This window comes from Bacillus sp. BD59S, assembly GCF_007363175.1.
In the GTDB taxonomy this organism is placed as follows: Bacteria; Bacillota; Bacilli; order Bacillales; family Bacillaceae_G; genus Bacillus_A; species Bacillus_A pacificus.
The window spans coordinates 1,939,900-1,954,473 of record NZ_CP034686.1; the positions used below are offsets into that span (position 1 = coordinate 1,939,900).

The window sequence follows — 14,574 nt, forward strand, 5'->3', positions numbered from 1 at the left end:
CGATGGAAAAAAGGTGAATAAACGTGGAAGAGATTATTGTGACATACATAAAACAGACAAATGAAGAAATTGATATTGCAATTCCAAATGACGTAAAAGCGGTACAAATTATTGAAGCAATTTTACATCATGAAAAAATAGATGAAACATTGAGCGGTATGTATGAAATTAGAGTGACAAAAGATAAAGAAGAATGGCATTCTATTCGAAATGATGAAACGTTGCGCGATAATGATGTGTGGGATGGACAATATGTAATGCTACATAAAAAAGGAGCAATTATCCCTTCTTTTGAAATGATGCCAGCAGAAGAAGTTTATAATGAACCTGTTAAACAAGATATGTCTTCTAGTGAAGAAGATTATGTATGGAAAATCATTGAGTAATAGTTTTTGGATGGGGAAGGAGAAATGTTTTGTGCAAAAATCACCGTATTTTCAACGCTCTCCGCGTGTGAAAGTAGATATACCAACAGGGGATGTTATTATTCATGATCCACCGAATATACCGGAGGAGCCGAAGTTTTCAATTGAAACAATGTTAATGCCTGCAATGATGACGGTTTTAACATTAGTATTATATTTTGTAATGATGAAATTTATGAAGATGAATGCAAGTTATATGCCATTAATGATGGTTTCAAGTATTCCGATGTTGGGATCATATATAATTACAACGATGGGGCATTTCCGTAAAAAGAAAGAACATCGTCAAATGGTTGAACAATTACAAACAAGATATTTAGAGCAAATTCAAAAGCATCGAGTGGAATTAGATACGTTAAAGGTTGAACAAGCAAAATATTTAATTACACAAAATCCAAGTCCATTAAAAAGTGTACAAAGAATTGAAAATCGGGAAAGTAATTTATGGGAGAGAACACCTGAAAGTCCGGACTTTTTAGATATTCGTATTGGAACTGGAGAAAGACCATTCCTTGTAGAATTGAAGGTGCCTGAGCAGAAAGGTTATGAAGAAGACCCATTAGTTACAGAAGCACAAAATGTGAAAAGGGATTTCAATACGATACCGAATGGACATATTTCAATTTCTTTGAAAAAAAATGATGTAATTGGTGTAGTCGGAAATAAAGAAGATAGACTAAACTTTATTCGAATTGTAACGACGCAAATTATGACGCATCATGCACCAAATGAAGTGAAAATAGCAGCATTTTATCATGAGAAGGAGAAAAAGCAGTGGGATTGGATGAGGTGGCTTCCTCACGTATGGGATGAACAGAGAAGTATGCGCTTTTTATCTGAAAATCAACAGGATGCACAGAAACTAGCTGAAGTACTATTTACCCCACTTAATATGCGTAGAATCTATAATTCCTCTGCGCAAGCAGATGCAAAAGTTCCTTTAATTCCGATGTATGTATTTTTCTTATCAGCGAGAGAGTTTTTAGAAGATGATCCTTTAACTCCAATGTTACTTAGAGAAGGTGAAAGTGTAGGAGCTTCTACATTTATTTTTGCGGAACAAAAGGAACGCTTACCGATGGAATGTGATCTTGTAATAAGCTTAAATGGAGAAAATGGTGAGTTAGTAGAAACGTTTTCAAGTTCAGCTGAAAATAGTGGAACAACGCGTGCTAGTTTTAAAGTAGATCGACTTTCATTCGAGCGATGTGAACTAGGAGCGCGAAGCATTGCTCCAATTCGAATGAAAAGTTCTACAGCAGCCAACATTCCGAAAGTATTAACATTTTTAGACTTGTTTCAAGCTAAAAATATGGAAGAGCTACAAGTGCTAGAGAGATGGAAAGAAAATCGATATCCGACTTCATTACCGGTTCCAATTGGTGTAAGAGAAGGAAGTAAACCTGTTTTTCTAAATATCCACGATAAAATAGAGAAAAAAGGGCATGGTCCACACGGTCTAATGGCTGGTACAACAGGATCAGGAAAAAGTGAAGTAATTCAGTCTATAATAGCAGCGTTAGCAGCAACCTATCACCCTCATGAGATGGCATTTATGCTTATCGATTATAAAGGTGGTGGGATGTCAAACACATTTGCGGGATTACCGCATATTATTGCATCTATTACGAACTTAGAGAACCCGAACTTAATTGAGCGTGCCAGAATTTCATTAAAGGCAGAACTAGAACGGAGACAAAAATTATTCATTCAAGCTGGAAATGTTCAGCATCTAGATGAATATTATGAAACAAGCTGGCGTGAAAAAGAACCTTTACCACATTTATTTATTGTTATTGATGAGTTTGCTCAAATGAAAAAGGAACAACCAGAATTTATGGACGAGCTAATTAGTGTCGCTGCAATAGGAAGGACATTAGGAGTTCACTTATTATTAGCAACTCAAAAACCTTCAGGGGTTGTAAATGACAAGATTTGGAGTAACTCACGTTTTCGAATTTGTTTACGTGTACAAGATGACGCGGATAGTCGTGAAATGTTAAAGATTCCAGATGCATCTAAAATCAATGTACCAGGGCGAGGATATCTTCAAGTTGGTAGCAATGAAGTATTGGAATTATTCCAATCTGCATGGAGTGGAGCACCTTATAATCCAGATGAAGAGAAAGTTCTTGATATTGTTGACTTTACAGAAGTGAAGCTTTCCGGTGAAAGAATAAAAGTGAAAAAGCGTCCAAAACCAATGACAAATAGTCCAAAGCAATTACAAGCTTTTATTCAATATGTACAGAGCGTATCAGAAAAAGAAAATATTAAAGCATTACCAGGACCTTGGCTGGATCCATTACCGGAAAAATTATTGTTAAAAGAATTTTATGCTATGGAAAATTGGACAATTGCTGAGTGGAATAAACCGAAAGAATATTTACAAGTAACAGTAGGATTAATTGATGATGTTGCAAATCAAGCACAATTTCCTCTGAAGTTAGATTTACAAGAAGGGCATTTAAATATTTATGGTATGCCAGGTACAGGGAAAACGACGATGTTGCAAACAATTATTATGTCCTTAGCTGTATCGCACACACCAGAAGAAGTGAATTTCTATGTTATTGATTTTGGTCGAATGTTCTTAGATTTTAGAGACTTACCTCATATAGGCGGGATTATACAAGAAGGCGAAAATGAGAAAATGAAACGTCTATTTGGATTTTTAAAGAAGGAAATCACGCATAGAAAAGAGAGTTTTTCTAATATCGGTGCAAAGTCATTCTCTATGTATAACCGAATGGTAGAAAAGAAAATACCAGCTATAGTAGTAATGGTAGATGGTTATATAAGATTCAAAAATGAATTCGAGAAAGAAAATGAAGTATTAGAATTATTATTGCGTGAATCAAGTACATACGGAGTTTATTTCTATTTCTCTCTGAATCAAACAATTGATATGTTCGATCGTGTTCGTAATAATATACCGATGGCACTTACATTTGAATTGCAAGATGGAACAGAATACCATAACTTAGTAGGCAGACCTAAATTCCCATTAATTGAAGTTCCTGTTGGCCGTGGATTAATGAAAGGGCAACCGCCGGAATTATTCCAAGCAGCATTGCCGTTTATTGGTGAAAGTGAACTTGAGTACTCTCAACAATTAAAAACAATTATTCAAAAAATGAATAGAGAATGGAGCGGTGAAAAAGCAAAAGAGATTCCAATGGTACCTAAAGAAATATTTGTAGAACATATGATTGAAAAATTAGAAAGGGCTCATATTTCAGCAGGTATAGAAACAGAGGATATTCGTTTGCAAAGTTTTTCTTTAGATGAAATGAGTCATATATTTATTGGAGGAAGAATAGAAGGTGGAAAAACATCGTTATTACAAACACTTCTATTCACTACTACATACCAATACTCTCCTGAAAAGGTTGAGCTATACTTAGTAGACCTTGGTGAAAGACCTACAGGCTTATTAGCCCTTGGAGATTTACCTCATGTGAAGAAGAAAGTTACAGATGGTATGCAATTAAAAGAAATGTTAGATGAATTGTTAGAGCTAATAAATAATAGAGAACCAATAATGCCTTCTATAGATCCAAACGCAACAGTGGAGATTCCATATAAGAGAATAATCATTGCGATTGATGATATCGATCAAATGTTAACTATATTATCTACTGATTATGAGGCGAAAAATAAAATGGAACTAATAGTCCAAAATTGTAAAAATAAAGGGATTCACTTTATGACAGCTGCTACAACGTCTAGTTTAAATAGCTATTCTCATGAAAAATGGTTTGCGGAAATTAGAAAGAGAAGTATTGGTTATTTATTGGGAACGACACAAAATAACGATGTGTATTTCTTTAATATGAAACTGCCACATACTGAAATGGATCAAGAATTATTAAGTGGGGATGGATATTGCATACGTAGAAAGCCAATAAAAATAAAATGTGCATATACACCGTTACATTTACTTCGTAGGATGACAGATAAAATTAGTTTGAAATGGTCTGAATTAAAAGTGAAATAATATTAAAATAGGGTTAAATTACTATAAAATAGAATATTTTTGTAATTTAACCCTTTAAAAATTGTATGAATATAGTTTATAATCTAATTGTTGTATCATTTATGATTTGAAAGGGGAAATTATTAAGATGGCAGAAATTAAAATCACACCAGAAGAACTGGAAAGAATCGCAGGAAACTTTAAAAACGCAGCAGGAGAAGCACAAAGTCAAATTAATAGACTTGAAGGCGATATTAATAGTTTAGAAGGACAATGGGCTGGGGCAACACAAGCGAAGTTCCGTGGAGAATTTATCCAATCTAAACAAGCAATGCAACAATACATTCCAATTTTAGAAGGTATTTCAACAGATTTAAAACGTATCGCTGATAAATTCCGTAACACAGATAACGCATACTAAGAATAGAACAATTGCAAAAGACCAGGAGCTATTGTTCCTGGTCTTTTTTTGAAAAATTGTTATACGAGAGTAAGGGGATAAAATGGGATTCCGACCAGAAGTAGGAGAAAAAATTAGTCTTAATAAAGATGTTTATCGTTTTGAGAAACACCCAGCTGTAATTGGTATTGAAATGCCCTATGGCCAAGAGGGAAGGCAAGGAACCGTTTATCAATTACAACAGGAAAATGGTGTAGAACGAATTGCATTAAAAGTTTTTAAGGAACGCTATCGTGAGGAAAAACATCAACTAGCATTTTTGAAGCCACTTTCTTCCTTAGTGGGTCTGAAAGTATGTTCACGCTATATCGTTACTAAAGAAGAACATACATCTGCTATCGAAAAATCAGAAGATCTTGCTAATAGTATTGTAATGCCTTGGATTGAAGGTCCAACTTGGGCTGATATTTTACAAGAACAACGAATGTTATCAAAAGAACAATGCTTCTTTATTGCAGAAGCATTTCTTACAACACTTAAAATGATGGAGGAAAATGAAGTTGCTCATAATGATTTATCGTCTAGCAACATACTCATACCTTTCTTAAGTGAAAATCCAATTGAAGGCCAACACTATATCGAACTCGTTGACGTTGAGCAAATGTATGGCCCAAAAACGAAAAGACCTTCATTATTGCCAGCAGGTTCAGCGGGTTACGCACCAAAGTATTTGACAAGTGGAGTATGGCAAAAAGAAGCCGATCGATTTGCTGGTGCTATTTTATTAGGAGAAATATTAAGTTGGTGTAGTGAAGAGGTTCGAAATAAAAAATGGACGGATGCAAGTTACTTTAAAACGGAAGAAATGCAGACAGAATGTGAAAGATATACGTTACTTCAACAAGTATTACATAATCAATGGAACGAGGAAATTGCAAAATTATTTAAGCAGGCATGGAGTAGTAATTCTTTCGCAGAATGCCCAAGCTTTGCACAGTGGTACGATGTATTTAATAGCGTGAGAGAAAGAATAAAAATTGATGCGGAAAGGCAGTCAGCAGAAGAACACTCTCTTTTTGTATCAAAATGTTTGGAAATTGCAAGATTATTAGAAGAGAGAGGATTTAAACAAGCGGCATTATATGAATATAAAATAATTTTCAATTCACTCAATCCATCAACAGCTCTGCAAAAAGAACTCGCATATATCATTCAAACTATGGAGAGTCAAGAGCCTGAAATAAATAATAAAATGGTCCTACAACATTATTTGGAATTAGCTACTGAATTGGAACGAGAAAACAATGCAGCATTTGCTTGTTTCGTCTATTCACGAATCGTACAATTTCCAAACATTGATCAGGCGTTAAAACAGGAAATTGCAAGCATTATTAAAGAGATAGAAGAAGAGCAAGGAACAGAGTCGCAGCAAGAAGTGGCAGCTACAATTACAGTTCCAAACAGTATTCTACAGAGCCGGAAACAAACGAAAAAACAAGTGGAATATGATATAGATGATGAGATTTTAAATGCAAAAGCATCAAATCAACCACTTACAATAGCGCATGAACAAAGTGAACCATCGGCTTTTTCTACATGGTGGAAAAAGAATAAGAAGCGAATTTTGATTATTGGCTCAACTGCAGTTGTTGTAATAGGTGGTTCGACGTTGTTTTATTTCTATACAACAAACGCGAAATATCAAAAGTTTATGGAACAAGCACGACAAGCTTATGCTGATAAAAAATATACAAAAGCAGAAGAAGCTGTTGGACAGGCAATTGTTGTGAAGGGTAAAGACGAGGCTTATCTCCAATTAGCAACGATTTACGTTGCTGAAGGAAAAAATAAAATTGCAATCGATTATATTACAAAGCTAATAAAAGATAGAGAAATAGATAAAGAAAATAATGAAGCTGCTTATCTATTAGCCTCAGCGAATTTCCGAATTGGGAAATATCAAGAAGCAGTGCAAAATTTTGAACAAGCGCTAGCGAATAATGCAAAGGGAATTGAACCATACAAAAAAGATGCAATGCGAGATTTAGCTGTAAGTCATATGAAAATGAAAGAATTTGAAAAAGCGGAAGATGTTATTGTCAAAATGAGTACGAAAACAAATGAGGATAAGGCAATTGTTTCGTATTTAAAAGGTCAACTATCAACCGCAACAGTACAGTTAGACAAAGCAGAATCTTTCTTTAAAGAAGCGATTATGCAAGATTCAAAGAATCCGATATATACAATTGAACTTTCAAATTTATATGTGCTTTGGAATAAAACAAATTTAATTGATAGTGCGAAGAAAGAAATGAATTATCAACAAGCATCTCACATTTTACAAGTAGCGATTCAAAAAGATGTGAAAAATATTGAGTTGTTAAATCAACTTGGAATTGTGTATTACGAAGCGGGTCAATTTTATGAAACGCGAGATGGTGCAAAGAGTACTGCTGCATATCAGCAAGCGTTAGAAGCTTACAATAGAGTTGTCAGCAGTGGAACACGCGACATAAATACGCTTGTAAATATAGGGATTTTATACGATAAAGTGGGACAAGGAAATGAAGCAGAGAAGCTTTTCACAGAAGCATACGCACAAAACGATGAAAATCCGCATGTAAATTTTGCATTCGGGATGTTTAAAATTAAACAGAAAAAATACGAGGAAGCAAGTCGTTTCTTAAGAAAAACAGTGCAAGCAAATGAAAATGAATCTGAAGTAAAAGCCGCGCAAGAAAAGCTAACAGAAATGAAAACAAACGGTTGGATTCAATAAAGATAGGAAAAGGGGAAAAGGACATGGAGGAAAACAATAATAACTTAGGGAAAAAAGTCGCTATATCAGTAATGTCGGTAGCATTACTAGGAACATCAGGATATCTTGTGTATGACAAAGGCTTTAAGACAGCAGGAAAAGAACAAGTAAAACTAGCAAGTAATACAGAAGAGAAAAAAGATGATCGTATTACGGGGGGCGATTTACAGTCTATGTTCCCAAATTTAGTCGCTGATCCTGCAAAAAAAGATGAAAAACCCGGCGAAAAACCAACTATTAATTTAGCAGACTTAATTGGGAATAATAAATCACCAATTACACCAGTGACGTATAAACCAGATGAAGTATCGGTGGAAAAGAAAGATCCACAAATCAAATTATCAGATGCACCGACTCCACAAAAGTTAGATTTGCCATCTAATATGGGGGGACCTGTGGCGGAACCGGGAAAGTCGAATGATAATAAACAGCAACCAAATGTACAAGAAGGTGATGGGCAAAAGCTAGAGACTGGTATAAAATCAGATGCAAAACCGGATATAAAACCAGACACAACGCCGGATCCAAAGCCGGATCCAAAGCCAGATCCAAAGCCAGATCCAAAACCAGATCCAAAACCAGATCCAAAACCAGATCCAAAACCAGATCCAAAACCAGATCCAAAACCAGATCCAGATCCAGAACCAACACACCCAACAATTACAGTATCACCAAAAACGGGTGACATTTTAGTTGAGTGGTACGCTGGAAATGGAAAATATTACTCATCTGTTTTCTTTAATGATTTTTATACGAGTCAAAAAGAACTAGATGAAAATGCATTAAATAATTTAACGAACTACTATAGTAAAAAAGAAGACTGGACGCTCGTTAGCCAATTGAATACACCATCAAAATCAAAATCGATAGCAGAACATAAGTTAGCATTAGATAATGTAGAACAAATTCTTACAAGTGGTGAATATTCAAATGAGAGAGCGCTATTCTATTTACGTAATCAAATGAACGTACTGAATGAATCGGTTACCACTCCAGAAGAGCTACAAAGATATTTAGGTGAAAATAAGAAGGATTATATTAAATCTGTAGCAGAAAAAGTTTATCAAACAGCAACAAAAGAAAAAAGAGAGTGGTCAAATACAGGGGATGTAGCATCTTTAGAACAAGCATTAAGTAAATTTTATTTAGTTACATCAGTATTTGAAAGTGTAGATCCTGCATTAGTAGAAAAAGCGAATCAAGATGTAGAAGAGATTTTCAACAAGCTATTACAAGAAGAATTACAGAAACTTAATATCCAAACCTCAGTAGTGCAGTCTACAACTAAAACAAAAGAAAATGCAAGACCGGTAAAAGAAAATACTAGTAGTAATGAAGAAAAAGTAGTTACAGAAGAAAATGAGGTAACAAGTACAGCAATTGAGAAAAACCAAAAAGATGCAAAGACTGAAGGTGACAAAAATAACGAGAAAACAAGTAATATCGATTCAAGTACTCAAAAAGCACAAGTGAAATCTGAACCATTTAGTCAAGAAATCGAGCAAATAGAAACCTATTTAAATCCAGCGAATCCACAATATGAAAATGCTTTACTATTAGCAAATAAGTATATTGACGGTGCAACAGGAGAACAAAAAGAAAAATTAGAACAGCAATTTAGTGCGGCTGTAGAGGGACTTCGTGGACAAATTAAAGATTCTAATTCTAAAGTCGAAGATGCTATAAATAAAGCGAATTTATTAGCAAATACGGCAAGAGTAGAAAAATCTGTTCAAGATGAATCTCATAAATTATTAATGCCGCTAATGTTTGAAAGAAAAGCAAACGATGCTGCAAATAATGGAGAATATTATACAGCGGTATTAAACATTGCAAATGCAATTCGTACAAAGCACCCATTGGAACGTTCAAGAGAAGAAATGGTTAATTATGCGAATAAATTATGGATAGATACAGAAAATGAATGGAATAAAATAAATGGAACGACAGGATGGCAAAGTGAAGTAGGTAAAACATTATTACCATCATACACATTACTTGCACAGTTAAAAGATATTGATAAAACGATTGGTCAAATTAGTGGTATGAATATGATTGATAATGCATCCAAAAAAATGGAGGGAATTCAGCTTGTGCAATTAGCAGGTGATGAAGCAAATAAAGAAGGACAAACGAGCCTTTATAATGCTTTACATTATTATGGTCAAGCAGCTTCACGCGGTGTTGTTGACAAAACAGGATTTTCTAATGTTGCTGGTCTTGTAATTAAAGAAGCAAAACAGTTAGAAAAAACGCAATATAAATCAGCGTTAAACAACTATCAAATTTTATATAAAACACCAGGTATCGAAGAATTAGGAATTAAAGACGGGGTAAAAGCGGCAATTGAGTATTTGAGTACATTTGAAGCTGCAAAGGTAAGCGGTAATAAAGATACGATTGAAGATTTAGCTTCAGCAATTGAATTAACTTATCGTTCTATGGAATTAGGATATCCAGAAGCAGATGCAAAAGAATGGATGAATACGGTAGCTCTAAAAATGTTGAATAAAGGTGCAGGATATATGTCCGCAACTGACATGAATAATGCATATAAATGTTTTGAATTTTTAAGTCGTGATAAATATGCAAATGCTATTAATGGAGAAATAACGAAACAAGCAAAAGAGAATGTAGAAACAATTAAATCTATGAACGTTAAAAAATAATTAGATTTAATATTCGCCATCTTATTTTGAGTAAGATGGCGAAATTATTTCGCATAAGGAGTGAAATTCAATGAGTTTACTAGAAATTTGTCCATTAGATGAGGCGTTAGTGGAGGCTTTACAGAATGAAGAAAAAAGAGTTCGTTTTTATGAGATATTACAGAAATCAAATTTGTACGTTGTTGCTTCGGTAGAGGGCGATACAACTGTAGATGAAGAAGGAAATTTGATTTCAACTGAAAATACACAATTGCAAATTCATTATTTTGAAATGGAAGAAGGATTAATGTTACCACTGTATTCTGATTTGAAACATTTAGAAATGGTTATTCCAGAAGAATGTCCGTATGTCTCTATGAATGCAGTTGAATTATTAAAGACGATAGATTTAGAGGCAAATGTAATATTAAACCCAGGAACAAAATTTCAAAAACTATTTGTAAAGGAAGAAATTGAAGCGATTTGTGATAACAGTATCTTTGATATTTTTTCTAAAGGGAATAAGTAAAAATTGATGCAGTTCTATTTCTTTTTGGTATAAAATAGAGGAAGGTGGGAGAAGGTTTGGAAATTAAGGTCAAACCTGAACAACTCGAACAAATTGCCAAAAACATATCAGAGATGCAAACACACAGCCAGACCATACAACAAAATCTCAATCAATCTATGTTTAGTATTCAAATGCAATGGCAAGGAGCAACGAGTCAACATTTTTATGGGGAATATATGAGATCAATGAGACTCATGGAATCTTACATACGTAACTTACAAGTTACAGAAAAAGAATTACGGCGTATCGCTCAAAAGTTTCGTCAAGCTGATGAAGAATATCAAAAGAAACAAAATGAAAAATTGAAAGAAGCCCATAAAAAAGAAAAGAAAAATGAAAAATCATGGTGGGAAAAGGGAATAGAAGGAGCAGCTGAATTCATCGGAGTAAATGATGCAATTCGTGCAGTTACCGGTAAAGACCCTATTACAGGAAAAGAATTATCAACAAAAGAAAGACTCATTGCCGCAGGATGGACGCTCCTAAACTTTGTTCCTGTTGGAAAAGTGGCAAGTCTTGCTGGAAAAGGAATAAAGTATGTCGCTTCTAGTTTTGGGAAGACGATTGTAAAAGCGGGAAAAAAATTAGGCGAAGGCGTAACAATGGTAGCCGGAAAAGCTGGAAAAGCAGCTGTCGATGGCATAAAAACAGCCAGCCACAAAGTAAAAGAGGGTGTAAACTTTGTAGCCTCCACAGCAAAAGGATTTGCCGACAAAATCGGAAGTCTATGGAACAAAGGTGCCACAACCGTAAAAACAACCTTCTTGCAGGGGAATGAAAAGATCCAGCACGCAGTAACACGCAGTAAAAACATTACTGGAATACAAATGGATCCCAGGCGAGGGAAAAGGCTTCGCCATGGCTGGAGTAGGAAATGTCTCAGGAGGAGGACAGTATTCTCTGAAAGAGGCTTATCAGTATATGGCGAGTAAGGTTGTTAAGGGTACGGGTAATAATTCTTCGAGTAAGGATGTTTATGGACCTTATTATGATGAGGCAAAAAAATTACACGAAACTAACCCTGATTGGTATCCTAATCCTGATGAATCTACAATAGTAAAGGGGAAAGAACTAAAGGAAGCAAGAGCAGACTATCAAGCGTTGGTTAGAAGAGGGGAACTTGAAAAAGGTCACCATGTACAAGGTTTATCTTTTGGGGGAGAGAATGTAAGTTCAAATATAAAGAATACAGGAGAATCGACTATTCGTCGAGAGCAAATTGATGATTTGAATTTGGATTTTTATCATGAAATGGGTTATGGTAAAGAAAATGCTAAGGTACTAAAAATACATGAGAATGAAAATGGGATTATTGTATTTGGTAATAATCCACAACATACTGAGGTTACTGTTTTTCAAAATAAAGTTCTGAAATGGCAACGAGAAAATGGAAAGAGATAATTTAATGAAAGTAGGTGCATTTATGGGAGAAACGAGAAATCTTATGAATAGTATATGGTTTGGAGAAAAAACAATTTTAGCTAAATCGGAAATAAAAGAAAAAATTTTAAAATCTTTAACAGAAACGGAAGTTTTATTTAACTTAATAGAATTATTTAAAACGGGGGATTTTACTCAAAAACCACTATTAGTTCAATTAATGAATCAGACTAAAGATGAAGCGGTTCTGAATTTATGTATTAGAGTATTTTTATCTGTCGCAACACATGAAGACTTAAGGGATTCAAATAATCTCCGTTTTCTTAGTGAGGTAACTGAAGAAACAGTAGACACTTTTGCATCAGCAGCCACAACCTCACTTTCTCTTGAGGTAATTCCATATTTATTGGCTTTACTTGAAGAGTGGGAGGAATTCAGTGATACAGCTACTATTATAAGAGACTCTATTGATTCCTTTATTAATTTTGAAGATCAAATTGGTGAAGATGCAACTATAGATGAAATTGGAAATTTTTATTTTAAGTATTGTCAGGAGAAGGATACAAATAGTTATTATTTTCAACAGAATTTAGCTTTTCCTGGAGACTTAGCTAAAAAATTGATTCAGCGGGTTATGATTGCTGCTAATAATGAGGAGCAATTAAAAATGGAATTAATACCATCTTTATTATCAATTTGGACTGGTAAAAGAGTACCTGCGGATTACAACACTATTATTAGTGCAAGTAATTATAAAGATTTTATTGACTATATAAACGAACTTTCAAGTGAAAACTGGGAAAAGGGACAAAAATATTTTTACGGATATAAGCTTTAACTATAATCTATGGAAAACAAAATATATGTGAAGTGGATAGGAAAAAATAATAGTGTGTTTGAAAATACATACTTCATGATGGTTGTACCATCATAGAGTACTATGTGCAATGATAGAATAAGAAAACGAGGTACGATCTTAGGCGAGATGACATTTTACTGGGGGATGAATATAAACACACGGAATGTATACGAAACTAACGAACTCGTACAAACTCGTAAGTTTTAACGTAGTAGTTGTCATGACATGTAAAAGGTGTCATACTGTTACTACAAAACTTACAAATTTATGCTACTTAAAAACATATGAACTTAAAGCACTTGATTGTCGACTAAAGGCAATGAGTGCTTTTTTGCGTTTAAGGATAGAAATTAGTAGGCGCATTATAATTTTATAAGTGCATTAATTGTTAATTTTTATAGATTGTAATGGCTGTGAACAGTGTATGACGATAGTAGAGGGGAAAATAAAAGCTTGTGTTATTTTTTGAAATCATCGTAAAGTACGTTTTAACGGATGGACGTTATGCACATGTTATCCGCAAAAAATGGGTAGACGTTACAGGGACTTTAATTGCTGTAACGGGAGGGAGTTTGATATGGGGGAGAAAGTTGTTGGTTATGTACGAGTTTCAACAGAAGGACAAGTGCGTGAAGGGTATAGCCTAACGTATCAAGTAGAAGAAATTGAACGGTACTGCACTGAAAATAAACTACAATTGCTCCACATATACGAAGATAAAGGGTTAAGCGGAGCGACAGTAGATGAAGATGGATTAACAATTGAACGTGAAGGCTTACAAGAATTATTGTCAGATTTGGCGTATCAACAAGTGAGCCACGTGATTGTACTAAATACATCTCGGTTATGGCGCTCTGATATGGCAAAAGTGTTAATACAACGAGAACTAAAGAAACATGAGGTTGATGTGAAAGCAATTGATCAATCCAATTACAGTATATATACACAGGACCCAAATGATTTTTTAGTAAATGGCATGTTAGAACTACTAGACCAATATCAACGTCTCGAAATTGCATTGAAGCTGAGTAGAGGCAGAAAGAAGAAGGCGGAACAAGGTGGATATGCGGGTGGCGGTGTGATGTTTGGTTACACAGTCAAGAAAGGACAAAAAGTGTTAGAAGTAGATGCAGAAAAAGCAGTGGTTGTACGTAGACTATTTGAGTTACGACACTTTTTTAGGCAGTGGTCGCTGACTCAATTGGCAGGACGACTGAATGCAGAAGGCTATCGTACAGAGAAAGGGAAACGGTTTACGAAAGTACAAGTGAAACGCATGTTAGACCGGGAGAGCTTTTATCGAGGGATATACACATATGGTCAAATACAGACAAATGGGAAACATCCAGCAATTATTTTATAAACTCACTTAAAAAATTAGCTCATTTTACTATACATACTACTAGAGTGATGAAAATGGATAGGCTTGCGTACCTATGCGCATCGGAAGATGAACGCTCGAACTAAGGTTGCCGACATTTTTATATATGACTA

The 14,574-nt window shown here is 34.7% G+C and carries 9 protein-coding genes and 1 pseudogene; all 10 read left to right on the forward strand.

The features are described 5' to 3' along the window. Positions 1–23 precede the first annotated feature (23 nt). The 10 genes and pseudogenes from EKQ63_RS12060 to EKQ63_RS12110 all read left to right on the forward strand — a co-directional run bounded on the left by EKQ63_RS12060 (position 24) and on the right by EKQ63_RS12110 (position 14,443). Positions 24–386 carry a ubiquitin family protein gene (locus EKQ63_RS12060; RefSeq protein ID WP_143881071.1) on the forward strand — a complete coding sequence of 121 codons (363 nt, stop codon included), beginning with the start codon at positions 24–26 and terminating at the stop codon, positions 384–386. A gap of 31 nt (positions 387–417) precedes the next feature. Continuing rightward, positions 418–4,425, forward strand: coding sequence for a type VII secretion protein EssC (essC, locus tag EKQ63_RS12065; RefSeq protein WP_143881072.1), 4,008 nt, complete (start codon positions 418–420; stop codon positions 4,423–4,425). Between the two features lie 127 nt (positions 4,426–4,552). Next, entirely contained in the window at positions 4,553–4,825 is a 273-nt protein-coding gene (locus EKQ63_RS12070; protein ID WP_000807831.1) for a WXG100 family type VII secretion target, read from the forward strand. Between the two features lie 82 nt (positions 4,826–4,907). Next, positions 4,908–7,583 (forward strand): tetratricopeptide repeat protein, encoded by a 2,676-nt coding sequence (locus EKQ63_RS12075; RefSeq protein ID WP_143881073.1) that lies wholly within the window; start codon positions 4,908–4,910, stop codon positions 7,581–7,583. 23 nt (positions 7,584–7,606) lie between these two features. Beyond that, positions 7,607–10,291 (forward strand): hypothetical protein, encoded by a 2,685-nt coding sequence (locus EKQ63_RS12080; protein ID WP_143881074.1) that lies wholly within the window; start codon positions 7,607–7,609, stop codon positions 10,289–10,291. Positions 10,292–10,361: 70 nt separating this feature from the next. After that, positions 10,362–10,799 (forward strand): SseB family protein, encoded by a 438-nt coding sequence (locus EKQ63_RS12085; RefSeq protein WP_061402737.1) that lies wholly within the window; start codon positions 10,362–10,364, stop codon positions 10,797–10,799. A gap of 56 nt (positions 10,800–10,855) precedes the next feature. Then, a pseudogene (locus tag EKQ63_RS12090) lies at positions 10,856–12,242 on the forward strand (WXG100 family type VII secretion target). Between the two features lie 4 nt (positions 12,243–12,246). Next, on the forward strand, positions 12,247–13,059 hold the full coding sequence (gene imm47, locus EKQ63_RS12095; protein WP_087952378.1) for an Imm47 family immunity protein: 813 nt from the start codon (positions 12,247–12,249) through the stop codon (positions 13,057–13,059). 184 nt (positions 13,060–13,243) lie between these two features. After that, the gene (locus EKQ63_RS30190; protein WP_087952379.1) at positions 13,244–13,456 is read left to right on the forward strand and encodes a hypothetical protein; all 213 of its coding nucleotides are present in this window, start codon (positions 13,244–13,246) and stop codon (positions 13,454–13,456) included. A gap of 201 nt (positions 13,457–13,657) precedes the next feature. Further along, the gene (locus tag EKQ63_RS12110; RefSeq protein ID WP_087952381.1) at positions 13,658–14,443 is read left to right on the forward strand and encodes a recombinase family protein; all 786 of its coding nucleotides are present in this window, start codon (positions 13,658–13,660) and stop codon (positions 14,441–14,443) included. Positions 14,444–14,574: the final 131 nt, after the last annotated feature.

Bases quoted from the DNA above. Each gene is read 5' to 3' on its own strand.
- imm47 (WP_087952378.1), top strand. From the start codon at position 12,247: ATGAAAGTAGGTGCATTTATGGGAGAAACGAGAAATCTTATGAATAGT.
- EKQ63_RS12080 (WP_143881074.1), top strand. From the start codon at position 7,607: ATGGAGGAAAACAATAATAACTTAGGGAAAAAAGTCGCTATATCAGTA.
- EKQ63_RS30190 (WP_087952379.1), top strand. From the start codon at position 13,244: ATGTATACGAAACTAACGAACTCGTACAAACTCGTAAGTTTTAACGTA.
- EKQ63_RS12070 (WP_000807831.1), top strand. From the start codon at position 4,553: ATGGCAGAAATTAAAATCACACCAGAAGAACTGGAAAGAATCGCAGGA.
- EKQ63_RS12085 (WP_061402737.1), top strand. From the start codon at position 10,362: ATGAGTTTACTAGAAATTTGTCCATTAGATGAGGCGTTAGTGGAGGCT.
- EKQ63_RS12110 (WP_087952381.1), top strand. From the start codon at position 13,658: ATGGGGGAGAAAGTTGTTGGTTATGTACGAGTTTCAACAGAAGGACAA.
- EKQ63_RS12075 (WP_143881073.1), top strand. From the start codon at position 4,908: ATGGGATTCCGACCAGAAGTAGGAGAAAAAATTAGTCTTAATAAAGAT.